The following is a 22378-nucleotide window of genomic DNA, read 5'->3' on the forward strand; positions in this document are numbered from 1 at the left end:
TAGATGCCATCAACTTATTTAAAAAGAAATGAAAAAGAATGATGTGAGTATTTATGTCCTCTATACGATTTTTATAGCATTAGTTGCTATGTTAGTTCGATACCACACTAAAGAAGATGGTCTGGGTAACTCGAAGATTATTATTTTTCAGGACTTGATTAACCAACGCGTTCATCTCTGATTCAATGATGTTGAATCATCGTTCTAATGAACATAATGGCTATTCCCTCTCGCAATATAGTGTGAGTTTTCTTCAATGAGTAAAAGCAGGAAATTTAACGACTATTGCTGGCAAAATGGTAATGTTTGACTAATAACCACGATGAGAAACGCAGGTTTTTCCTAAGCATAAAAAGCGTTAAACCGTTGCTTAATCTTTTATTCATAGAGAAAAAAATTCGCAAAAATTCAACCGCACTTATTCTTTTGTATAAAAATAAAGTGCGGTTGAAAATCATTGAATTTTTTGTTGTGCTACAGAAAATTCTATTTCTAAATATCCACTATATACTTAGTCTTCCGTCCAGCGCCTAAAAATGAGCGATGTATTTACCCCACCAAAGGCGAAGTTGTTATTCATTACATAATCTGTGTGAATTTCTCTTGGGGCTTGACGAATGTAATCGAGCTTGCCACAACGTGGATCGATATTATCTAGGTTGAGCGTTGGTGCAAACCAATTATCGCGCATCATTTCAATGGAAAACCAAGATTCTAATGCACCGCACGCGCCGAGCGTGTGTCCGAGATAGCTTTTTTGTGAACTGAGGGGAACATTGCCAAATAATGCGGCGGTGGCAAGGGTTTCTGCAATATCACCTTGCTCTGTGGCTGTGCCGTGTCCATTCACATAACCAATTTGCTCAGGGCGTAATCCCGCATCTTGTAAAGCTAATTCCATACAGCGTTGCATTGTTTCTTTTTGTGGACGTGTAATATGGCTGCCATCGCTGTTTGCGCCATACCCAACTACTTCCGCTAAAATCGTTGCGTTGCGTGCTTTGGCGTGTTCAAGTTCCTCTAATACTAAGATCCCTGCGCCTTCGCCAATGACTAAACCATCGCGCTCTTGATCATAAGGACGTGGTGTTTGCTGTGGTTGGTTATTCCGGCGACTTGCGGCATAAAGAGAGTCAAACACATAGACTTGTGAAGGGCAAAACTCTTCACCGCCACCAGCTAACATCATTGGGATCATTCCATATTTGATCGCCTCATACGCATAACCAATGCCTTGACTGCCTGATGAACAGGCGCTTGATGTCGGGATAATACGTCCACTTAAGCCAAAGAAAATACCGATATTTGCCGCGGTAGTATGAGGCATCATTCGTACATAAGTATTGGCATTACTGGTGTTGGGATAACCTGCCATCATTAAACCGAGATCTTGTATGTCTTTGGTACTGCCTGATGATGAGCCACTTGCCACACCCATATTGCCATTGAGGACGCAAGGATCAAGTTCACCATTTTGCAATAACCCCGCATTTGTTAGCGCCATTTCAGCAGCATCAACACAAAGCTGCGCCACTCTGCCCATACTGCGTAATTGCTTACGATTCCAATGCTCAGGTGGGGTATAGTGGTTAATAGGCGCACCAAGACGAGATTCTATTTCCCCATCTAGCTTGCCCCAATCCATTGTTTGAACTGCATTTTTTTGTTTCACAAAAGCCTGTTTAATGCTTGCCCAATCACGTCCAAATGCGGTAATACCGCCGATACCTGTTACCACAACGCGTTTCATTATTTTTTCCTTAGCATAATCCGCCATTCACGGCGATAACTTGACGAGTAATATAGCCTGCTTTTTCGTTCATTAAGAAATCAACGGCGTGTGCCACCTCTTCTGGTTCCCCCATTCTTGCTGCGGGAATCGCTTTGAGAATCTCTTCAACAGGCACATTTTCATCTAAAATTTCTGTATTGATTAATCCGGGAGCCACACAATTTACCGTGATTTTACGTTTTGCTAATTCCACCGCAAGCGCTTTTGCCGCACCAATAATACCTGCTTTTGAGGCACTATAATTGACTTGCCCACGATTTCCTATTAAACCAGAAACAGACGTGATACATACAATTCGCCCAGCTTTTCGACGGCGAATCATTGGCATCATAATAGGGTGAAGAACATTGTAAAAGCCATCTAAATTGGTGCGTAATACCGTATCCCAATCTTCATCCGTTAAAGCAGGAAAAGCATTATCTCGGGTTAATCCCGCATTCAGTACCACCCCGTAGTAAGCACCAAATTGTTCTACATCTGCCAGTAATTTTCGTGCGGTATTATCACGATCACTCACATCAAATTGCAAAATACGGGCATTTCGTCCCATCGCACGAATTTGTTCGGCAACGGTTTCCGCTTCCGTAAGTCGGCTACGGCAATGCAACACAATATCAAACCCCGATTGCGCCAGTTGTAATGCAATGGCTTTGCCAATACCACGACTAGAACCTGTAATTAATACGCTATCTGTCATACTTTTCTCTCTTTTGGTGGACGCAATACATTCAGCGTTCCTTCAATAATCAGTTCATTTGTATTTTTATTTCGCAGTTGGCAGTCAAACACGCCAAAACCGGTATCATCTTCAAGGGAGCGATGAACACGAATTTCTAATGTACTACCAACAGGAATAGCCTGTTGATAAATGTGCAATTTTCTTGTTCCAAGCCAATAACCTAAGCCAATAGGTTGCCCTGCTCGAACGCATTTACACCCCGCCCAAGCAGCAATGCCCTGCGCCATAATTTCCGCCCCGACAAAACTGGCTAACTTGCCGTTTTTTAGCAAAATATGATCCGCACTCACTTGTGCTTGTGCAACCAGAAAATCTTCCCCAACTTCATCAAGTTGTTGTAATAGCACCATTTCGCCACTATGTGGTAACAGTGGCGCAATATTGGTAATTGGGCAGGTTAAATCAAACATCGCATTCTCCTAAAATGAGTACAGTATTATTACCGCCAAAAGCAAACGAACTACTTGCCCCAATCCGTTTTGCCTGTTGCCAACGACTATTTGTGTCGGTAATTGCAACCTTAGGTAAAGTAGGATCTGGCTCACCGTCCCATAATTGGGGTGGCAATTTCCCTTCTGGATTGAAATCAGGATGAATCATTCCCCATAAAATGGCTGCCTCCACAGCACCTGCTGCGCCTAATGTATGTCCTGTGTATGGTTTTGTTGTAGTGCAAGGGGTATGTTCACCAAACACATTATACACAGCGAGAATTTCCATTTGATCATTATGAATAGTGCCTGTACCGTGCAAATTGATCCAACCGATTTCATCTGCCGCAAGCTGACTATTTGCTAAAGCCGCACGAAATGCGGCAATTGCGCCTTCGCCTTCTGGATGTGGTGAAGACATATGATAAGCATCACTGCTTGCCCCATAGCCAAGTAATTCTACTGATTGTCCGAAAGGCTGTTTAGATAGCACAAACATTGCCGCTCCTTCACCAATATTAATGCCTTTACGGTTTGCAGAAAGTGGATTCGTCTGGCTATCGGATAATACCGATAAGGATTGAAAGCCTTTGATCGTTAAAGGGGATAACGTATCCACGCCGCCACAAATCACCGCATCACACAGATTATTTTTCAATAATCGTGCCGCACTCATCAAGGCTCTCGCACCGGAAGTACAAGCAGTAGAAATGCCATAACATAATCCACTCAAACCATATTGCCACGCCACAAAATCTGCGGGAGCAGAGAAATATTGTTGCTGCTGTTTGAAAAGCATACGAGACCAATCTTGATGTTCCGCCGCTTGCTTAAACAGCTCAATATTTTCATCTACTCCTGTGGTAGAGGTACCAACCACGACTGCAATACGATGTTTACCGAACGTCTGAATAGCTTGCTCAATCTGCGTTTCTAGCTGTGCCAAACAATGCCACAACAATTGATTATTACGGCTACGATGCGCTGCTGGAACAGTCTTTGGGAACGGGCGAAGTGGCACATTCACCGCGCCATACATTCGTGCATTATCTAGCAATCCATTTTCACTAAATGGCGTATCACACAAACTTAATGTAGAAGGTGCAGCAGATAATAACGTTGAAATATGGGCAGCCAGCCCTTCACCTAAACTACTGACCACCGCAGGTTGCGATAAATACAATTTACTCACATTATTCCTTAATTTAGTAAAGTTACACGCCAATGGCTATTGTCGGTTAAATCAATTTTCCACACGGGAGATTGCCCTTCAATCGACCAAACAGGCTTGTGATTAACAAAATAAACTTGTCGCTTGCCTTGCATTTCCACCTTGCTAAATGGAAAAAGCGGGAAATCTGGATATAACGCCGTTGCTATTGCAGAAAACAACCATTTTGCCTGCGGGTTTGGCATAACAAAGCCATCATTTTGCCAACCTTGTGGCGTTAAAATCACCCTTGCCAAAGGCGCACCAAGGGGATCGGTTTGCACCCAACGCCATTGTCTAGGTTGATATTGCAAAGCAAGTAAACTTTGTTGCTGAGAGCGATGTTGCTCGTCTTGCCGTTCAATCTTAAATAATTGGCTACTTGGCGTATTGGTTGGGAAATTTTGCGCTTGTGGTAAACTTTGGCAGCCCATCACGCCACAGAATACAACAGCAATAAACCAAGCTCGCCATTGACTTATTCTTTTTATCATCATATTAAGTGCGGTTGTTTTTTTACTTTTTTCGATTGTAGCATTTCTTTTTAGATCAATGAACAGGGATAAAATTCTCAAAAATCGCACCGCACTTTATTTCCTCTTTTTTATTTATCTTGGCTTGCTGTGCCACAAAACTCAGCCAACGCGGCAAGACGTTGTGTAGATTTTGCCACAAATGGATTCGCACTATCCCACGCATACCCAGCTAAAATGGAAGAAATCATACGACGAATTTCGGGCTGTGGATCTTTCGCATACACCACATCTTGAAATGAGCCGTCATACCAACCATTCACATAAGTGCGAAATGCATCTACACCAAGCATTAGCGGATCGGCAAATTCTTTTTGCCAGTCCACAATATCACCGTTGAGTTGTCGCACGATCAAAGGAACAGCAAGATGTGCGGAATGCAATGCTATCGTCACCCCCGATGAAAAAACAGGATCTAAAAATTCCGCCGCATTCCCTAATAAAGCAAAGCGTTCTCCGTGCAAGGCTTTTACATTCGCAGAATAACCTTGAATATGACGATAAGGGAAATCATTGTCCCACACGGCATTTTTTAATATGCGTTTTAGCATTGGGCATTCTAATGCAAATTTTTTTAACACCTGTTCGTCATCGCCCTCAAGGGTCTCAGGCAAACCAACAACACCAATAGAACAACGATTATCGGCAAAAGGAATAAGCCATAACCATACATCTCGGTGTTCTGGATGAGTCGTAATAAGAATTTTGTTTCGATCAAACTCAGGATCATCAATATTGTCATCAATATGGGTGAAACGCGCCACTCGGGCTGGCAAGTGTGAAGGTAACTCCAAATCTAATAAGCGTGGTAATACGCGCCCGTAACCACTTGCATCAAGAACAAATTTCGCGTTCAAATTGTAGCTTTCGCCTTTATCGTTACGCACCTGTAATTGCACGCCATCATTTTGTGTTTCAAAAGCTAATACTTCATTGCCAAAACGGACATCAACGCCACGTGTTGCCACTTCATCAATTAAAATTTTATCAAAAATCCCCCGTCTGACTTGGAAAGTTGTACCAGCCCCAGCGGTAAATTTATCGGTAAAATCAAAATAAGTATAACGATTGCCCCAAGTGAAAGCAGCGCCGTTTTTAAATTGGAAACTCGGTTCGCGATTTACTGCCTCAAGCAATTCAGCTTCACGCAAAATTTCCATACAATAAGGTAGTAAGCTTTCACCAATGACAAAACGGGGAAAATATTGCTTCTCTAATACACATACCGATACCCCTTGTTTTGCTAATAATGCAGCCGCCACGGAACCTGAAGGGCCTGCACCAATAATCGCAACATCATATTGACTCATTTTTTGCTCCCTAAAAAGTCATTGTTATTATTTACGATACATCATAAATGCTATACTCACCGCACAGATCACGCCAATACTCACGCTCAACCCAAACAATGCCACAGCGGGCGTATGGCTTAGGGTGAGCAAGCCGAAAGAAATTAGCGTCGTACTTGCAGCAAGTACAATCGCAAATTGCTTATGGGCATTTAACCCAGAAACACTTTGCAAATATGCAACATAATCCACAGCAATAGCAGAAACCAACAACATTCCAAACATTGCAAACAAGCTGATGGGTAAACCAAGCCAACCGAAAATCCCCAAGGTGGTAAGCACCGCAAAAACGGGGACAAATAACATTTTTCCACTCGCTTTGGCACCGAAATAACGCAACAACAATAAACCTGCTAAGACAAAAGAAAGTAATTTTAGCCACACGGCTTGATTACGAGTTTGCTGGAAAGCTTGGTTTAAGTGGCTACGCTTGTCTTGCCAGAAAATATCGTGATGATTGGCAAGTTGTGATAAGGCTTGGTGGTCGCCTTTATTAACAGGGATAATCGCGGCTTTTTGTCCAGCTATCTGCCCTAAATACAAACTTTGCCACCCCTGTCCTAATGGCGTATTCAATGCCGCTTGCAAAGAAAGTGCTGGCTGATGAACTAATCCTTTCAGTTGTTGTTGCACAATTTCAGCAGGAATACCCATTGCACTGAGTGGTGCATAATCCTGTGATGATAAGTGTTGCAATTGTTGTGCGAAAATACGTTGTTGTTTTTCACTCATTAGCCATTGGCTTAAAGATTGATAACTTTCTAGCTGCTGTTGCTGCTTGGCTTGTTCTAATTGACGATCAAGTGCGGTGATTTTTTCGAGTAATTTTTCGTCATTTTCCGCTAAAACTAAAAAATATTGCCCACTTAATTGCATTCTTGTTAATTCACCAATTTTTTGTGCTTGGCTAACTAAATTCGGTGATAATGCCACCCACTGACGAATATCATCTTGCCACTTAGATTGGACAATTCCTCCCGCAACAAAGAGGGCGAATATGCCTATCAAGGCTTTTCGATAAACCAAAAACATTTGAAAAAAGCGCCGCACTTGATAAAACGCATATAACAACCTTGTTGGGCGTTTATTCTGATAATGGCGAAAAAAATCGGGTAACAAAAGTTGCGTAAACAGCACCGCTGCCAGTAACGCTGCCGCTGAAAATAAGGCGGTTTGCTGTAATATAGGCAATGAAGTAAAACCAAGCAACGCATAACCTAGCAACGTGACCAATAAACTCACACTAAAGGTGAGGTGTAGTTTTTGCATTGCTCGCTTTGCTTGCCAACGGTGAGAAAGCAATGAGCCAGAAAGCCAATGCAATGGAAAGTCAATCAATACGCCAATTAAACTTGTGCCAATGACGAGGGTTAAAATATGCACTTGCCCAAACCAAGCAAGGGTTGCGACCACGCCCACTAACACACCTGCCACAATAGGTAAAAATAACCATAACACTTGTAGCGAGCGAAATACCACCAGCAACAGCGTTAAGGTTAATCCCACCCCAAAGCCACTCATTAATTGGCTTTCTCGCTCTGCACTTTGCTTGGCTTGCAAGGCAAATAGGCTTGCGCCTGTGATATTCATTTCTGCCCCTTGTGAGTGCGCAAGTTGCTGATTTTGTTCAATCAGTTGTAGCAATGCTAAAGGGGGAGTAAGCCAGTTTTGAGGGGTTAATTCCCCTTGTAATAATATCCAGCTTTTTCCCTGCCCATTCACGCTAAGCACACCACTTTCTGATTGCCATTGTACATTACTCTGTGGCTGTGCTTGTGCAAGCGTAAATCGTCCAAAACCGAGCCAATCTTGATCCAACGGCAATATACTTTGTGCTGTAAAAGGATTGCTCATTTGCTGCGCATATTGCTGGAAATATTGATGGGGTTGCTGAATTAATTGAGTGCGAATATGGGCGGGTAAAGTGGCAAAAGCGAGGGTTTTCACTGCTTGGCGAAGTGTATTAAGATCAGGCTGGAACTCACTGTTCACCTGACGAAATAAACCACTCTGACGCCAACGTTGAGCAATTTCCCGTGAAAGTTGAATCCCATTATCAAGCGAGCTTGCACCAATCAGTGCAATGATTTTCCCATTTAACCGCTGTTCTTGCTGTTTATCAACTTGCTGTTGTATGGTTTGCCATTGCTGATCTTCTGGCAATAATGCTTGTAAATCAGTTTGTAGCCAATTACCACGCAAAATAAACATCACCAGTGTAATTGTGCAAAACACCAAGCTCATTACATACGCAATACGCATTGCCATAGAAAAAAGTGCGGTGGAAAATTTTGATGTTTTGACTGGCTGCGACATTTTTAGGTACTCATTTTTCTATTCTAGTGCTTGTTTCACCGCGGATGATAATGGCTGATTAAGCTGAATATGCTGAAAGTAAATTTTTGTGCTATCACCTTGTACTTCATTCAGTTGCATTGCCGTTACGCTCTGATTTCCCTGTACAATAATTGAAATAAAGATCTGTTTCATTAAGAGCGAATTTGGCGTAAGTTGCAATGTCCATTGTTTGGCATTACCACTTAATGCAAAATCAAAATGGCTTTTTAGCCCCGACAAATCCCCCGATAACAAGCCTAAAAACAGACGAATTTGTTGCGATTGTGCCATATTTCCGTTAGCAACCCAACCTTGCCCATTCCATTGTGCAATACCCTGTGGGGTAATCCGTAATTCTGTGTGAAAAGGCTGTGTCATTTGCCACAGCAAGCCTTTTTCTGCTACTAATGTAAAGTTTCCTTTCGTTTCAATAGGTTGCGGCAATGCTTTAAGAAAACGCTGCTGTACAAAATCTCCTTGTACGGTATGACTTTGCTGAAGTTGAGCGATAAGATCTTGCTCAGAAAACGCCCAAAGAGGTAAACTGACTATCCATAATAATAACGCAAAATATTTTTTCATCTTTCCTATTCCAATTAAGCGAGAGGTTGAAAGCCTTTATATGCCTCAAACGCCTTTCGCCAATTTTCCGTTGCTTCTAATTGCATCTCGCCCGTTTTAGCGTCCACCACCACTTGTGTCGTACTGGCTACGGTGAGTTTTTTGCCTGTTTGTAAATCGCTAATTACATAATCGATGCGTAGGCAAGTATCGTATTCCAATACCGAAAGGGTAACACGAATTTTTTGGCGAAAAAGTGCCGGACGAACGTATTTCACATTCAGTTGCACAATGGGCCAACCATAGCCGTCAGCACGAATATGATCGTAAGTGTAACCAATCTCTTCTAACAATGCACAGCGTGCCATTTCAAAATATTTGATGTAATGCCCGTGCCACATAATATGTGCGGAATCCACATCAAAAAATGGGATCTCGTAATCAGATTGATGTTGGCAATAAATATGTTTTTTTGTTTTCATTTTTGTTCGTCATTCCAAAAATCGTAAAAATTGAACCATTGCAATGGCTGTTCTCGGCACGCTTGCGCCAAGACATCAGCATATTGTTGCATTGCCTGCTGAATGTGTTGCTGACGGGCAATACCTCGTCCTGAAATAGCTGAGCTGAATCGGCGAAGTTTTAATTGATAACGCCCTTGCGACTTCACACAAAACACCGTATTCAGTGGTGCTTTGAGCAATGCCGAAAGCAACCAAGCCCCCTGCGGAAAATCGGCTGACTTACCAAGAAAATTGACTTTTTCGGTTTTATCACCACGCACCGGAATCCGATCAGCGGCAATGGCAATCCATTCACCTCGCTCTAACCGTTGGTGCAATTCAAACATTTTTTGTGCATCTAAATCCATTACCTGAATAACGGGAAGGGCTTTAGCGCCGGCTTTTTCTAAAGCTTGATTGAATGCCTCAGCGTGATGACTATGCACTAATACATTCAGCACAAAATTAGGGTGATGTCCACTATCTACTAACGCGCGACAAATTTCAATATTACCAAAATGGGAACACAATAAAATTTGCCCGCGGTTTTGATGATCAATATCGTGATAAAGATTGTCCGCATCATCAATGTGTAAATCACGATAATGCATTTTATTTTGCCACACCGCAAAGCGATCGGTAATCGCGACACCAAAGGTTAAAAACTGGCGAAAAACCGCCCAACGAGGTAACCTCGTGTCAGGAAAAGTTTGGCACAAACGTTGCTGATATTCCGCAATATATTGGCGAGCTTTCTTTGATGTAACAAAAAAATAGCTCACCACGACAAAGGTAGCAATGCGGATCGCCCACAAAGGCAGATATGCCACAATCAAGCGTGTTAAGTTGAGAAAGAAACGCGTTCCACGCTCCTGCTGTTTTGCCCAATGTTTATCTGGTTGGCTCATAACGGCTTGCCTTGTATCATTCGCCATACCATCTGCCAAAAAAGTTTGGTGTGCATTTTGCTGATTTTCCAATTATCCGCAAAAGCCCGAAAATGAGATGTGCCATTCTTATCATAACGAACGGGGGTATCCACCCATACCATTGGGATTTGATACCAGTGCGCTTTGACAATAATTTCAATATCGAAATCCATACGATCGCCAATTTTTTCGTGCTTCAATAAATTGCTCATTGCTTCCACAGGATAGAGCCGAAAACCACACATTCCATCTAAAATATCGCGTGAATGGGTGTGGATAGCATTCCAAAAATCAGTAATTTTCCTACCATATAAACGAGCCTTAGGTGCATCCTCACCATAGATTGGACGCCCACAAATAAGTGCGGTGGGATTTTCAGCACTTTTTTGCAAAAAGATTGCCACATCAGAAAGCTGATGCTGTCCGTCTGCATCGACTTGTACGGCATAGGCAAAACCCTGTTCCCACGCCAATTGAAATCCCACTTTCATTGCCGCCCCTTTTCCCCCATTTTGTGGGCAAAAATGGACTTGAATACCCTCTTGCTGAGCAAGCGTATGCAGTACGGTTTTATGAGAATCGGTTGAGCCATCGTCAATAATCAACACGGGCAAATCAAGTTGGCGTAGCTGATTTGCAACAGCGCTAACCGTGGTTGAATGATTGTAATGAGGGATAAGCACAATTACCTGTTTATTCATTAGCGAATTCCTCTTGCTGGCTAAGAAAAACTTGCTCGAAATCAGCGTTTAAAATTTTTGATTGACTATTGCGTGGCAATTTGTCGATAAAACGCCAAAAACGGGGTAAGCCTGCCGCTTCTTGATTTTGGCTCAGGTGTTGGCGCAGTGAATGAATCACCGCGTTACGCCCTTGAGTGCGGTAAACTTTCAATCCTTCTTCCGTTAACGCGACCCAAGCCGCAGGACGAGCCTGATTTGGGTGCTTTGCCACAAAGCAATCAATGACCCAAGAATGCTGCTGCAAGGCTTGTTCTATATTGACCAGAGAAATACGTTTGTCCCCCAGTTTTACAATGCGGTCCGCGCGTCCTAACAGTAAAAAGCGCTCGCCGTGCATTTGTACCATATCTGCCATAATTTCTGGTTCATCAAGCCAAGGTGAATTAACCCAAAGCGTTTCATTTTCTGTTAATCCCACCTCTGTTACCACTGTCGGTGTCCATAACGTCTCTTGTTCTCGAAACGCGATTGCACCAGTTTCAGTACTACCGTAACATTCGATCATTCGGCAACCTAGCATATCGTGGATACGTTGTGCGGTCTCTGAAGGCAAAGGAGAACCTGCTGAAATGACAGCACGAATACCGCAACGAGCCAGTTTGGAATCTTTTAAATTAAGGTGAGTAAGCAATGCTGGGCTACTCACCCACAATACATTCTCTGCTTGTAAACTTTCGCTCATCAAATATTCGGGATAATGGTATTGCAAACGAGCGATAGACCAACCAAGATAGAGCGGTAAGAAAATACGGTAGGATAAACCATAATGATGTTGCGCGGAGACACTTGATACCACATAAAGTGGCCTATCCGCTGAAAACTTGATAGTGTCAGCAATAGCTTGTGCTTCCTGCCACATTTTTTTTGCTGTTTTGATCAAAACTTTTGGTTCGCCACTACTGCCTGAGGTTTTAAGCCAAATTTCGCTTTGACAATCAGGATCAATTAACGGTTGCGCGAGGGTTTCTGCTTCTACCTGTTGTTCTAAACCGAAGGTCGCAACACGCTCATTATCCATCAGCATTGCATTTTCTTGTGCAAGCCATTGTTGGTTTTCTGCTAATAAATTAGGTGGCAATAACACGCGCACTTTTGCCTGAAAACACGCCAACAACACGCACGCCATCTGTGCGGCATCATCAAGCCATAAGCCTAAGCTATGCACCTGTTGCTGTTGTAATTGCTGACTAATTTGCCAAGCTCGTAAGGTAAACTCTTGCTTTGACCAAGGCGGATTTAAGGTAATATCCTTGATTGCTGAAAAATTAATTTGCATGATATTTTTTTACTCGTTGTCGAATGATCCATTCAATGCCCATAATCAAGCCAATGAACACATAGGAAATCACCCCTGAATATAATGCCCAATAATCATAATATTGTCCCAATATGAGTGCAGTCGTCACCACAATATTAATAATAAAAACAATGCACCACACTTGGGTTACGGTTCGGGTGTAACGCACACCTTTATCGGTTAAATTTGGCTCTTGTAAGCGCGCTAAACGTTCTACAAAAGTCTGCGATTGCCATAAACTGCTTGCAAACAATAGCAACATTAATCCATTAATAATCACTGGATACCAAAACATTCCCACTAAAGCACGCGTGCCAGCAATCACTGCTAAAATTAACGCTAAGCAAAAGGAAAAATAACGCTGCGTTGATGGGGGTTGTTGCCATCCTTTCACCGCCCATAAGAGTGCCATTACCCACGGTAGATAATATAAAATGGGGCTATCTGCCCCTTGCCACCAAAAAAAAATGGGAAAAGCCACCGCACTTATTGCAAGGAATAAGGTGATAAGAACGGAAGTGAAAGCTTTCATTATATTATTCCGTTAAAATTGCTACACCACTACAGCAAGTTTCTTCTGCTACCTTGAGTTGGAAAGCCATTCGTCGCTTTTCAGGTTGCCAAGTAAGCGAAAGTTCAAACTCATCATTTGGACGTAAAAAATGCTGGAACTTCAAACGATCAATGCTCGAAAACGTTGGGGAATACCCTAAAAAATCCTGCATTTTTTCGCTGATCCATTGTAATTCGATCACCCCCGGCACTAAGGGAAATTCAGCAAAATGATCTTTTAAGAAACGCAATTCCAACGGCACTTTGCCTTTTATTACATATTGATTCTGATCACACGCTGGCGCTGACCAAATGGGATCAAGCACAGTTTCCACACAAACCTGATTAAACGCTAATTTATTAATTTTCGATTGACTATTGCGGGGTAATTTATCAGTAAAACGCCAAAAACGTGGAATAGCTGACTTATCTTGATTTGCTGCTACGGCTTGTTTCAGTTGTGCAATGACTGCACGACGACCTTGTTCACGAAAGGCGTTAATACCCACTTCCGTCAATCCTACCCAAGCGGCTAAACGATTTTGTTCTGGATGACGTGCAATATAACAATCCTCTACAAAAGGATGCTGCAATAACTGACGTTCAATACTCACTAAAGATGTGCGTTTATCGCCGATTTTTACAATGCGATCACAGCGTCCGAGTAAACGAAAACCCGAGCCATCAAATTCTACGACATCTGCCGTTTGCTCACGCCCAGAAATCCAATCGGCTTCAATCCACAAGGCATCTTGTTCATCTTGTCCGAGCTGGCTCTTTGGCAACCGTTGCCAAAGATGAATATCATCACGGATAGCAATAGGCCCTGTTTCCGTACTACCATAAATTTCCACCACAGGGGCGTGAATTGCCGTACGAATTTGCGTTGATACGTCATCAGCCAATGCACCGCCTGAAGAAACCACACCTTGCAAACTTGCTGGCATAGCCATTTTATCCCAAGCAATACTTGATAACATCGCAGGACTGCTCACTAACACCGCATTTTCTGATTGGTTAAGTGCCGACTTAATACATTCAGGATAAAACAGTTGCTTACGCCCTATTTGCCACCCTAACACTAAAGCCATCATAATATGCACGGTTAACCCATAAACGTGCTGAATGCTTACGGTGCTAATTGCACACCACTGATTATCTGCAGGAAACGGTAAAGCATCGGCTAACACTTGCGCACTTCGCCACATTTGTTGAGCCGTTTTGACAATGGTCTTTGCTTCTCCTGTACTGCCAGAGGTTTTCAGCCAAATTTCCGTTTGTGCATTACGATCAAAGTGCGGTGCAAATTTTTCTTCTTTTGGAATAACCCTATCCTGACCAAACGCATCAAAGGATACTTTTGAAGGCAGTGTTGCCTCGTTATCACATAACCAAAACTGCGCGTGCTGAGCAACCCATTCAAGGCTTTCTTCAGTTAAATTAGGCGGAAAAAGTACGCGTACATCAGCCTGCCACGCGGCAAGTAAGGTACAGGCAAGATTGGCACCGTCTTCTAGCCAAACAGCGATAGATTTCACTTTTTGCTGTTTGAAAGCTTGTGCCATTTGTAACGCTTTATAAGCAAAGTCGCCATAACGCCAATCAGGTTGTGTAGCGATAAGGCTGTGTTCCGTATAATTAGGCATTCTGTGAATCGTCAGTGGCTTGTTGGGTTTGTTGGCTCATTTTTAACACGGCTTGCACCACATCATTTACGGTACGCACATTGCGAAAATCTTCAGGTTTCACTTTGTATCCCGTGTTACGTTTGATGTAATCAATTAAATCAATGGCATCAATGCTATCAATTTCCAGATCTTCATAAAGATGAGTTTCTGGTGTGATCTTATTTGGATCAATTTCAAAGAGAGAAACCAAAGCCTCAGAGAGTAAGCCCTGAATTTGTTGTTCTGTCATCATCGTTATTAACCTTGTTGTGAACGAATAAAGGCGGCTAAAGTATTAACATTCGTGAAGTGATCGCGTAACGCGTGCTGTTCACTATCTAATTGTAAATTAAAGGCTTTTTGTACAGCTAAACCGAGTTCAAGTGCATCAACGGAATCTAAACCTAAGCCCTCATCACTGAAAAGCAATGTTTCATTTTCAATATCTTCTGGGCTGATGTCTTCTAATGCTAAACTTTCGATAATGATATTTTTAAGTTGTTGCTCTAATTCCATTTTATTTATCCTTTTATTGAGTTTGAGAATTAAAATAATCGTTTAAATATTGTGTTAGGCGACGTGCCGCCAAAGGTAAAGGCTTTTCAGCAAGCCAAATTTGTGGATCGATATCATCGCCCACAGAAAGCGTATAAGTAATGCGCGTTTTAGGAAGTTGATACCAAGGTTGCCCTTTCTTGAAATTCAGTGGACGCATTTTTATCACCACCGGCGTAATAATTTTCGCACTGCGTAAACCAATCGATACCGCACCTCGGTTCAGTTTTACCACGCCATCCCAACCGGTTCTTGTTCCTTCAGGGAAAAGCAAAATTGCTTGTTCTTTCAGCACGTTATCACATTGTTCTAACAGCTCAAGAGATTCCGTATTCGGCAAAAATCCACAAGCCAGAATTTGATTTCGCATTGTGGGGTTGTGTAATAAATCTTGTTTTACAATGCAATTTAACTCCGGCGTTTTCGCTAAAGTAAGCACGACATCAAGTAAAGAAGGATGATTAGCGATCACTAATTGTCCCGCGCGTCCTAATTTTTCAAACCCCTGATAGGTTACTTCTAGCACACCACTCCAAACGCAAAAGCGAACAAAATAATACCAAATTTTCCCAACAAAACGACGCACTTTTAATTGTGTGGCTAAATTTTGTGGGCGACGTGCATAAGGGTATAGAATCAACTGCAATAATGTTCCTGCTATGCCCCAAAAAGCGAAACCTATGGCGGTAGCAAGAAAACGGCGTAACCAATCTACTTTTTCTGCCATAACCAAACCTCTCCACGGGAGCTTAACGTTTGCCACTGAGATTGGTCTAAATATTGTTGCTGCCCCCAAAATAACGCATTGTCACCACACTTTTGTGCGGGTTCAACGCCTTCCTCAGCACGATGTAAGCTAAGTTGGTATTGATCGCCTTTTTCTACGACTAAGGCTAACGCATAACCAAAAGGCTGACGAACCACAGGTTGTGCATTATATTGTTCCGCCAATGGCGATTCTGCGACGACGACAAGCACTCGTTGTTGTCCTTCTTGCAACAATAAGTAAGCTTCAAGTAATGCGACTTCTAAATTATCTTGTTGTGCCATAATTGCCGTGGTTTCTGCTTTTACTTGGCGCATTTCTGACCATTGCCCAACCAACGCATTATGCACAGATAAATTAAAGGATGTGGGTGAAATATCACCTTCGCTTAAAAGACTATGCCAGAGAGCAAAATTGCGATTGATTTCACTATTCGCAGAAGCATAAACCACGGGGATATTAGGCTGTTCTTCCATAAGATCCCACGCTGCTTCAAAAAATAAGCGCGCCAATTCACTTAAACGTCGCCGTTTTAATGGGGGTAAAAAGGCTAACTTAGGAGCAAAAGGTTGCCATAAGTGGCTATTTTGCCTCCAATGTTGTTCGCCTAATTGCCAATCTTGGGGGGAAAGCTCACGGTTAGTCACCACTTTCCATCCTCTTAGCGAAAAATTAAACTGACAAATTGCGGTGTTCATTGATTATTATTGAAATAATTCGTTAATCATTAAATCGGTTTGACCTTGTAAACCCACTTCTTTTACACGCTCCGCTTCATCACCGCCTCTTCTATAAGTAACAAAGCCAAGCACTTGCTTATCTTGTTGAACTTTTAAACTCCCACGGGCAATAATGGCACGGTTACCACGAACATTCGCTTTTAAAATAGATTCACAACTTGCTAACTCATTGAATTTAACAAAGCGTGCTTTAATACCACGTTTTTTTAAGCTCGCTAAAATTGCGTCAGAAAAATCTTCAGGTGCTTTTCGCAAATCTGCGGTAACGCATAATGGCTGTTTAAGACTCGCTAATTGCACAGGTTGCGAATCCTTAATCCCTGCTGCACACCCTACTAAAGTGACGGCACAGAAACAAATTGAGAATAATTTTTTCATTATAAAAACCTAACCATTTATTAATAAAAAATATTGTGGAAGTTTACCTTAATTTACGCTAAATTACCAAACACAAAGCAACCGTTTACATAAGATCAAATTAAGGTATTTAATCTATCTAATAAAAACAAGGAAAAATTATGAAACATTCAGTAAAATTTGCTATTGCTTTCACCACACTCTTACTTGCTGCTTGCGCACCAAGAGATACCACCCATTATTACTCCATTCAGGAAGCGTTGAATTCCCCTGAAGCGAAAGAGGTATTAGATCCCAAAATTAAACTCTATTTCGGCAGACCAGCACCGGGTTCGACCGTAAAAGCAGGTATGGTCAGTAATCGTAAAACAAATGCAGCAAATAAAAGTGATGAGAAATCTTGCCAATGGGCGTTCCTCACAGTCGTGAAACAATTCCAAGATACGGCGAAAAAACATCGTGCCACGAAAGTGGGCAATATCATCAGCTTCTATAAGAAAAACCCTTATCGCAGTACAACACAATATGAATGTCACGCAGGAAATCTAATGAGCGGTGTTGCCTTGAAAGGCGATATTGTTCGCTAATTCATTTCATTAAGTGCGGTCAAAAATTGGGAAATTTTACACCGCACTTGATATTTTATCTGGCTTGACAAGCACATTATCAAATTTATAATTTTGCGCCGAATTTTATCGGTGTACGCTTTGTAGTACTTAACTTTATGGTCACGCATTCATCTAAACATATTCTTGTCGTTTCTTATTCGCAAACAGGGCAACTTTCTCACTTAGTGGAAAGTTTTCTACAACCACTACGCACTCAACAAGACATTTCAATTGAAGAATATCAGGTGAAACCGCAACAGGATTATATTTTTCCGTGGAAATTTACCCCATTTTTTAATACCTTTCCTGAAAGTGTTCACTTACAACCTGCGCCCATTGAAACACCAGCACTGCAACGTAGGCAATATGATTTAATCATTATTGCATATAGTGTTTGGTTTCTTTCTCCATCTCAACCGATTACCGCGTTCTTACAAAGTGAACAAGCTAGAGACGTCTTGAATAACACGCCTGTCGTTACCTTAATCGGCTGCCGTAATATGTGGTTAATGGCGCAAGAAAAAGTCAAAGCATTATTAAATCAAGCTGGCGCAATACTGGTTGGTAATATCGTTAAAACGGATCAATCTAACGCGTGGGCAAGTTTTATCACCACGCCATTATGGCTGTTTACAGGTAAAAAGCGTCCTTATGAGTGGTTACCTAGCGCAGGCATTAGTGAAGAAAATATTGCCGATATGCAGCGATTTGGTGGCAAACTTGCAGAAAAATTAGCGGAAAATGCCTCGCTCAATCAACCCCTATTTCAACATATGGGCGCAGTGCAAATTGATGAGAAACTGATGATGAGTGAAAAAGTCGGACACCGTAGCTTTTATTTATGGGGTAAGCTATTACTTAAGTGCGGTCAAATTTCACCACGTTTGCGCCAAGCTGTGTTATATGTTTATATTGCTTTTTTAGTCTTATTAATTATTACCGTCGTGCCAATTTCCGCTCTCATTAAGCGTTTGCTAAAACCTTTATTAAAAGAAAAACTTGAGCGCCAAAAACGCTATTTTGCTGCCCCATCTGGAGAATAATGATGTCGCAACTTTCTGAGGTTTATATTAATTCAGTGGCAAGTTTTTTGCCAAATAATCCTGTTACCAATCATCAAATGGAAGCCGTATTGGGAATGGTCGGTGATGTTCCTTCCCGTGTTCGCAATATGATTTTACGCTCAAATGCGATTCGCACGCGTTATTACGCCATTGACCCACAAACACGGCAAGCCACGCACAGCAGCACAGAACTTGCAGTCTGTGCTATTGAAAAATTAGTGGCGCAAGGCGTGGATATAAATCAGCTTGACTGTTTAGCCTGTGGCACCTCTTATCCTGATCAAATTATGCCGGGACAAGGGGTAATGGTTCACGGCTTAATTCCCAATGCGCCAGCTTGCGAAGTGCTAACTACCGCAGGCGTTTGCGTGGCGGGAATGGCAGCGATGAAACACGCCTATAATGGGATTCGCACAGGGGAACATCAAAATGCGATTGCGGTGGCATCTGAAGCCGCCTCAGCAGTAATGCGCAGCGAAAATTTCCGTCCTGAGATTAATCAAAAACAACTTGATAATGCAAAACCTGAAATTGGTTTTGAAAAAGATTTTTTACGCTGGATGCTTTCAGACGGCGCAGGAGCAGCACAATTAAGCCATCGCCCAAATCCAACAGGCATTAGTTTTAAAATTCATTGGATTGATCTCGTCTCTTACGCCAATGAAATGCCTGTGTGTATGTACGCAGGCGCAGAAATCGACAATGGCAAGTTTGTTAGCTGGAAGACGGTAGATAGCCAATATCGCGACAAACACAGCCTAATGGCAATTAAACAAGATGTAAAATTGCTCAACGAAAATATTGTGAAATATACCGTCGAAAAAGCCTTAATTCGCTTAATCGACAAATATCAACTCCGTGCTGAAAATATTGATTATTTCTTACCGCACTATTCTTCGGGCTTTTTTCGTAACAAATTATCGGAAGGTTTACAACATATTCAGTTTGATATTCCACAAGAAAAATGGTTTACCAACCTTGCCGAAAAAGGAAACACAGGATCGGCGTCTATTTACATTATTTTAGAAGAATTTATGCGCACTTTCCCACTCAAAAATGGTCAGAAAGTGTTATGTTATATCCCCGAGAGCGGTCGTTTTTCCTCTTGTTTTATGTTGCTTGAGGTGGTGAATGGAGCTGAATGACATTCCACAAGATGATAGCCGCATTTTCCGTGGACAGAAAAAGATCATCTACGCCACCCAAAATGGGCATTATCAAGCTAGCACAAGTACAGGCTGGCAAACGGAAGAATTTGCCACTCAGCAAGCCGTGGAAGCCCTTAAGCAACAAACAGAACAAGCCTTACAGGCGGTTAAAAATGGGCAAAAATCAGTGTTGTACTATTTAATGTATAAATATCGTTTTGATGAACAATCCCTCGCCCAAGCCACCGGCTTTTGGCAATGGCAAATAAAGCGACATTTTAGGCCTGAGGTTTGGGAAACACTTTCTCAGAAGAAGCTAGAGAAATATGCAGATGTGTTTGGTGTTGAGATGGAATATTTCAAAAATTTTGTATCACATTCTTCTTTAGCGTAATCTTTGGCTTATTTAACTATTTGATTGGTATAGATTTTAACTAGAATTAAGAAATAACGATATAGCAAAGCGTAGATTGATATTCATTAAGAGTACCGCTAAATATGAAAGAAAACAGTATTATAATCTATACGACCGAAGACGGTTTATCTCAATTCACCTTACGCGAATTAGGTTCTCAACTTTGGTTAAATCAGTTGGAAATTGCAGAGCTTTATCAAACTACAAAGCAGAATATCAGTAAACATATTAAAGCTATTTTTGATGAAAGTGAATTTGATGAAAATTCAACCGTCAACTTTCAGTTGACAGTTCAAAATGAAGGCAGGAGAGAGATTAAACGCCAAATCGCTTACTATCCTTTACCTTTAATTATTGCCATTGGTTATCGTGTCCGGTCAACGCGTGGTACTCAATTTCGCCAATGGGCAACTCGCACGTTGGGCGAATATATAGAAAAAGGGTTTGTGTTAGATGAAGTACGATTAAAAAATCCACCTATTGGTGCTAATCAAGCCAATGACTATTTTGATCTGCTCTTAGAAAAAATCCGAGATATTCGAGCAAGTGAACGCCGAATGTATTTACGAGTGCGTGAAATTTTCACTTTAGCGGCAGATTATCAACCCTCTTTTAAAGAAACAACGCAATTTTTCCAAAAAATTCAAAACAAACTTCATTTTGCTTGTACTAATAAAACAGCAGCAGAAATCATTTTTCAACGAGCAAATGCAGAATTACCTAATATGGGATTGACAAATTTTAGTGGTATCGGTGTAGTAAAAAAAGATATTACAGTAGCTAAAAATTATCTTAATGAACAAGAAATTACAGCATTAAATCGGATTGTTTCAATGTGGCTAGATTTTGCAGAAGATCAAGCAAACCGAAAAAAACAGTTTTTCTTAAAAGATTGGGAAGAACAATTAGATCGTTTTCTTGAATTTAACGATAGAAATGTATTGAGAGATCAAGGTTCAATCAGTAAAAAACAAGCAGAGGAAAAAGCACTTCTTGAATATGACAAATATGCACAAAAACGCTGTTTAGAAAAAGAAAAATTAGGTGAAATTTATATCAAAGAACTTTTAAATATTAAAAAATGAACAATAACTTTTCCCACCAACACACTGCCCATTGCGAAAGTGGCGTGATGTCCACCTTACTCAAATCGCAAGGGGTTAATTTCAATGAAGCGATGGTATTTGGCTTGGCATCGGCATTGACCTTTGTTTATATTCCACTCATCAAAATTAGCGGAATGCCGTTAATTTCTTATCGAATGCCACCGGGGGCAATGCTTAAAAAAGTGTCAAAAGTATTAAAAGGAAAACTTGCGTTAAAACGATTTCGTTCACCACAACAAGGGCAACAAGCCTTGGATAAGGCTTTAGCGCAAGGAAAACTGGTGGGACTGCAAACTTCAGTGTTTTGGCTGCCTTATTTTCCGCCCGAAATGCGTTTTCATTTTAATGCACATAATTTGTTAGTTTATGGCAAACAGGAGAACGAATATTTAATTAGCGATCCTGTCTTTGAGCAAGTACAGCGCTGTGCGGTACAAGATTTACAACGCGCACGTTTCGCAAAAGGCGCATTAGCGGCAAAAGGGTTAATGTATTATTGGAAAACTTCGCCAAATTTGACCGCACTTGATTTACCCACCATATTGAGAAAAGCGATTCGCAAAAATGCCAAACAAATGCTCGCACCGTTTTGGTTTGTTGGCGTGCGCGGAATGTTTTCTCTTGCAAAACAAATCGAAAAATTTGCTCACAGTAAACAAAGTGAAAAATACAAAAAACTCTTCCTTGGTCACATCGTGCGAATGCAAGAAGAAATTGGCACAGGTGGCGCGGGCTTTCGCTATATTTATGCCTATTTCCTAGAGCAAGCGGCAGAAATCTGCCAAGAGCCAAACTTTAAACAAGCTTCACAACAAATGACAGAAATTGGTGATCAATGGCGACAATTTGCCAGCCTTTGCGTGAAGCAATGCCGGCAGCCGAGTGTTGAAGGTTATCAAGAAATTGCCAAGTTTTTGAACGCTGTTGCCGAAAAAGAAGCCACGTTATGGCGTATGTTAAAAAATCAATAGCAGGA

At 41.6% G+C, this 22378-nt stretch carries 25 protein-coding genes; 6 read left to right on the plus strand and 19 right to left on the minus strand.

Annotated elements, in window-relative coordinates:
- Positions 1 to 511 precede the first annotated feature (511 nt).
- From L4F93_RS02805 to L4F93_RS02895, 19 genes are all read right to left on the minus strand, one after another.
- A complete protein-coding gene (locus L4F93_RS02805) occupies positions 512 to 1750 on the minus strand; it encodes a beta-ketoacyl-ACP synthase (protein WP_250351029.1) in 1239 nt (412 codons plus the stop codon).
- A 10-nt stretch (positions 1751 to 1760) separates the two neighbouring features.
- Complete coding sequence (gene fabG, locus L4F93_RS02810) at positions 1761 to 2489, minus strand: 3-oxoacyl-ACP reductase FabG (protein ID WP_250351030.1); 729 nt, start codon at positions 2487 to 2489, stop codon at positions 1761 to 1763.
- Entirely contained in the window at positions 2486 to 2941 is a 456-nt protein-coding gene (locus L4F93_RS02815; protein ID WP_250351031.1) for an ApeP family dehydratase, read from the minus strand. The genes fabG and L4F93_RS02815 overlap by 4 nt, the downstream gene beginning before the upstream one ends.
- Positions 2934 to 4154 (minus strand): beta-ketoacyl-ACP synthase, encoded by a 1221-nt coding sequence (locus tag L4F93_RS02820; protein ID WP_250351032.1) that lies wholly within the window; start codon positions 4152 to 4154, stop codon positions 2934 to 2936. The genes L4F93_RS02815 and L4F93_RS02820 overlap by 8 nt, the downstream gene beginning before the upstream one ends.
- 8 nt (positions 4155 to 4162) lie before the next feature.
- Complete coding sequence (locus tag L4F93_RS02825) at positions 4163 to 4669, minus strand: DUF3261 domain-containing protein (protein WP_250351033.1); 507 nt, start codon at positions 4667 to 4669, stop codon at positions 4163 to 4165.
- Between the two features lie 107 nt (positions 4670 to 4776).
- Positions 4777 to 6015: an NAD(P)/FAD-dependent oxidoreductase gene (locus L4F93_RS02830; protein WP_250351034.1), complete on the minus strand. Its 1239-nt coding sequence runs from the start codon at positions 6013 to 6015 to the stop codon at positions 4777 to 4779.
- Positions 6016 to 6042: 27 nt separating this feature from the next.
- Positions 6043 to 8370 (minus strand): MMPL family transporter, encoded by a 2328-nt coding sequence (locus tag L4F93_RS02835; RefSeq protein WP_250351035.1) that lies wholly within the window; start codon positions 8368 to 8370, stop codon positions 6043 to 6045.
- Positions 8371 to 8388: 18 nt separating this feature from the next.
- Entirely contained in the window at positions 8389 to 8973 is a 585-nt protein-coding gene (locus tag L4F93_RS02840; RefSeq protein WP_250351036.1) for a LolA family protein, read from the minus strand.
- A 14-nt stretch (positions 8974 to 8987) separates the two neighbouring features.
- A complete protein-coding gene (locus tag L4F93_RS02845; RefSeq protein ID WP_250351037.1) occupies positions 8988 to 9434 on the minus strand; it encodes an acyl-CoA thioesterase in 447 nt (148 codons plus the stop codon).
- A complete protein-coding gene (locus tag L4F93_RS02850; protein ID WP_250351038.1) occupies positions 9431 to 10363 on the minus strand; it encodes an LpxL/LpxP family acyltransferase in 933 nt (310 codons plus the stop codon). The genes L4F93_RS02845 and L4F93_RS02850 overlap by 4 nt, the downstream gene beginning before the upstream one ends.
- Positions 10360 to 11085 (minus strand): glycosyltransferase family 2 protein, encoded by a 726-nt coding sequence (locus tag L4F93_RS02855; RefSeq protein WP_250351039.1) that lies wholly within the window; start codon positions 11083 to 11085, stop codon positions 10360 to 10362. Before L4F93_RS02855 ends, L4F93_RS02850 begins: the two co-directional genes overlap by 4 nt.
- Entirely contained in the window at positions 11078 to 12403 is a 1326-nt protein-coding gene (locus tag L4F93_RS02860) for an AMP-binding protein (RefSeq protein ID WP_250351040.1), read from the minus strand. Before L4F93_RS02860 ends, L4F93_RS02855 begins: the two co-directional genes overlap by 8 nt.
- Complete coding sequence (locus L4F93_RS02865) at positions 12393 to 12956, minus strand: hypothetical protein (RefSeq protein ID WP_250351041.1); 564 nt, start codon at positions 12954 to 12956, stop codon at positions 12393 to 12395. Before L4F93_RS02865 ends, L4F93_RS02860 begins: the two co-directional genes overlap by 11 nt.
- Before the next feature lie 4 nt (positions 12957 to 12960).
- Positions 12961 to 14622, minus strand: a complete 1662-nt coding sequence (locus L4F93_RS02870; protein WP_250351042.1) for an AMP-binding protein — start codon at positions 14620 to 14622, stop codon at positions 12961 to 12963.
- A complete protein-coding gene (locus L4F93_RS02875) occupies positions 14615 to 14893 on the minus strand; it encodes an acyl carrier protein (RefSeq protein ID WP_250351608.1) in 279 nt (92 codons plus the stop codon). Before L4F93_RS02875 ends, L4F93_RS02870 begins: the two co-directional genes overlap by 8 nt.
- Positions 14894 to 14901: 8 nt before the next feature.
- A complete protein-coding gene (locus tag L4F93_RS02880) occupies positions 14902 to 15159 on the minus strand; it encodes a phosphopantetheine-binding protein (RefSeq protein WP_250351043.1) in 258 nt (85 codons plus the stop codon).
- A gap of 13 nt (positions 15160 to 15172) precedes the next feature.
- Positions 15173 to 15925, minus strand: coding sequence for a lysophospholipid acyltransferase family protein (locus tag L4F93_RS02885; RefSeq protein WP_250351044.1), 753 nt, complete (start codon positions 15923 to 15925; stop codon positions 15173 to 15175).
- Complete coding sequence (locus L4F93_RS02890; RefSeq protein WP_250351045.1) at positions 15910 to 16662, minus strand: beta-ketoacyl synthase chain length factor; 753 nt, start codon at positions 16660 to 16662, stop codon at positions 15910 to 15912. Before L4F93_RS02890 ends, L4F93_RS02885 begins: the two co-directional genes overlap by 16 nt.
- Before the next feature lie 6 nt (positions 16663 to 16668).
- Positions 16669 to 17082, minus strand: a complete 414-nt coding sequence (locus L4F93_RS02895) for a hypothetical protein (RefSeq protein WP_250351046.1) — start codon at positions 17080 to 17082, stop codon at positions 16669 to 16671.
- 140 nt (positions 17083 to 17222) lie between these two features.
- On the opposite strand from L4F93_RS02895, the gene L4F93_RS02900 reads away from it, so the two are divergent.
- From L4F93_RS02900 to L4F93_RS02925, 6 genes are all read left to right on the plus strand, one after another.
- Positions 17223 to 17648, plus strand: a complete 426-nt coding sequence (locus tag L4F93_RS02900; protein WP_250351047.1) for an excinuclease ABC subunit A — start codon at positions 17223 to 17225, stop codon at positions 17646 to 17648.
- 137 nt (positions 17649 to 17785) lie between these two features.
- Positions 17786 to 18712, plus strand: a complete 927-nt coding sequence (locus tag L4F93_RS02905; RefSeq protein WP_250351048.1) for a dialkylrecorsinol condensing enzyme — start codon at positions 17786 to 17788, stop codon at positions 18710 to 18712.
- A 2-nt stretch (positions 18713 to 18714) separates the two neighbouring features.
- Positions 18715 to 19878 (plus strand): beta-ketoacyl-ACP synthase III, encoded by a 1164-nt coding sequence (locus L4F93_RS02910; RefSeq protein ID WP_250351609.1) that lies wholly within the window; start codon positions 18715 to 18717, stop codon positions 19876 to 19878.
- Positions 19865 to 20275, plus strand: coding sequence for a hypothetical protein (locus L4F93_RS02915; RefSeq protein ID WP_250351049.1), 411 nt, complete (start codon positions 19865 to 19867; stop codon positions 20273 to 20275). Before L4F93_RS02910 ends, L4F93_RS02915 begins: the two co-directional genes overlap by 14 nt.
- A gap of 104 nt (positions 20276 to 20379) precedes the next feature.
- Entirely contained in the window at positions 20380 to 21381 is a 1002-nt protein-coding gene (locus L4F93_RS02920) for a virulence RhuM family protein (protein ID WP_250351050.1), read from the plus strand.
- Positions 21378 to 22373: a BtrH N-terminal domain-containing protein gene (locus tag L4F93_RS02925; protein ID WP_250351051.1), complete on the plus strand. Its 996-nt coding sequence runs from the start codon at positions 21378 to 21380 to the stop codon at positions 22371 to 22373. Before L4F93_RS02920 ends, L4F93_RS02925 begins: the two co-directional genes overlap by 4 nt.
- The last annotated feature ends 5 nt before the right edge of the window (positions 22374 to 22378 follow it).

This window comes from Avibacterium sp. 20-132, from assembly GCF_023611925.1.
GTDB lineage: Bacteria > Pseudomonadota > Gammaproteobacteria > Enterobacterales > Pasteurellaceae > Avibacterium.

Excerpts from the sequence above, each read along its gene's own strand:
- L4F93_RS02805 (WP_250351029.1), bottom strand. The coding sequence starts at position 1,750 with ATGAAACGCGTTGTGGTAACAGGTATCGGCGGTATTACCGCATTTGGA.
- fabG (WP_250351030.1), bottom strand. The coding sequence starts at position 2,489 with ATGACAGATAGCGTATTAATTACAGGTTCTAGTCGTGGTATTGGCAAA.
- L4F93_RS02815 (WP_250351031.1), bottom strand. The coding sequence starts at position 2,941 with ATGTTTGATTTAACCTGCCCAATTACCAATATTGCGCCACTGTTACCA.
- L4F93_RS02825 (WP_250351033.1), bottom strand. The coding sequence starts at position 4,669 with ATGATGATAAAAAGAATAAGTCAATGGCGAGCTTGGTTTATTGCTGTT.
- L4F93_RS02830 (WP_250351034.1), bottom strand. The coding sequence starts at position 6,015 with ATGAGTCAATATGATGTTGCGATTATTGGTGCAGGCCCTTCAGGTTCC.
- L4F93_RS02835 (WP_250351035.1), bottom strand. The coding sequence starts at position 8,370 with ATGTCGCAGCCAGTCAAAACATCAAAATTTTCCACCGCACTTTTTTCT.
- L4F93_RS02840 (WP_250351036.1), bottom strand. The coding sequence starts at position 8,973 with ATGAAAAAATATTTTGCGTTATTATTATGGATAGTCAGTTTACCTCTT.
- L4F93_RS02845 (WP_250351037.1), bottom strand. The coding sequence starts at position 9,434 with ATGAAAACAAAAAAACATATTTATTGCCAACATCAATCTGATTACGAG.
- L4F93_RS02850 (WP_250351038.1), bottom strand. The coding sequence starts at position 10,363 with ATGAGCCAACCAGATAAACATTGGGCAAAACAGCAGGAGCGTGGAACG.
- L4F93_RS02855 (WP_250351039.1), bottom strand. The coding sequence starts at position 11,085 with ATGAATAAACAGGTAATTGTGCTTATCCCTCATTACAATCATTCAACC.
- L4F93_RS02860 (WP_250351040.1), bottom strand. The coding sequence starts at position 12,403 with ATGCAAATTAATTTTTCAGCAATCAAGGATATTACCTTAAATCCGCCT.
- L4F93_RS02865 (WP_250351041.1), bottom strand. The coding sequence starts at position 12,956 with ATGAAAGCTTTCACTTCCGTTCTTATCACCTTATTCCTTGCAATAAGT.
- L4F93_RS02870 (WP_250351042.1), bottom strand. The coding sequence starts at position 14,622 with ATGCCTAATTATACGGAACACAGCCTTATCGCTACACAACCTGATTGG.
- L4F93_RS02875 (WP_250351608.1), bottom strand. The coding sequence starts at position 14,893 with ATGACAGAACAACAAATTCAGGGCTTACTCTCTGAGGCTTTGGTTTCT.
- L4F93_RS02880 (WP_250351043.1), bottom strand. The coding sequence starts at position 15,159 with ATGGAATTAGAGCAACAACTTAAAAATATCATTATCGAAAGTTTAGCA.
- L4F93_RS02885 (WP_250351044.1), bottom strand. The coding sequence starts at position 15,925 with ATGGCAGAAAAAGTAGATTGGTTACGCCGTTTTCTTGCTACCGCCATA.
- L4F93_RS02890 (WP_250351045.1), bottom strand. The coding sequence starts at position 16,662 with ATGAACACCGCAATTTGTCAGTTTAATTTTTCGCTAAGAGGATGGAAA.
- L4F93_RS02895 (WP_250351046.1), bottom strand. The coding sequence starts at position 17,082 with ATGAAAAAATTATTCTCAATTTGTTTCTGTGCCGTCACTTTAGTAGGG.
- L4F93_RS02900 (WP_250351047.1), top strand. The coding sequence starts at position 17,223 with ATGAAACATTCAGTAAAATTTGCTATTGCTTTCACCACACTCTTACTT.
- L4F93_RS02905 (WP_250351048.1), top strand. The coding sequence starts at position 17,786 with ATGGTCACGCATTCATCTAAACATATTCTTGTCGTTTCTTATTCGCAA.
- L4F93_RS02910 (WP_250351609.1), top strand. The coding sequence starts at position 18,715 with ATGTCGCAACTTTCTGAGGTTTATATTAATTCAGTGGCAAGTTTTTTG.
- L4F93_RS02915 (WP_250351049.1), top strand. The coding sequence starts at position 19,865 with ATGGAGCTGAATGACATTCCACAAGATGATAGCCGCATTTTCCGTGGA.
- L4F93_RS02920 (WP_250351050.1), top strand. The coding sequence starts at position 20,380 with ATGAAAGAAAACAGTATTATAATCTATACGACCGAAGACGGTTTATCT.
- L4F93_RS02925 (WP_250351051.1), top strand. The coding sequence starts at position 21,378 with ATGAACAATAACTTTTCCCACCAACACACTGCCCATTGCGAAAGTGGC.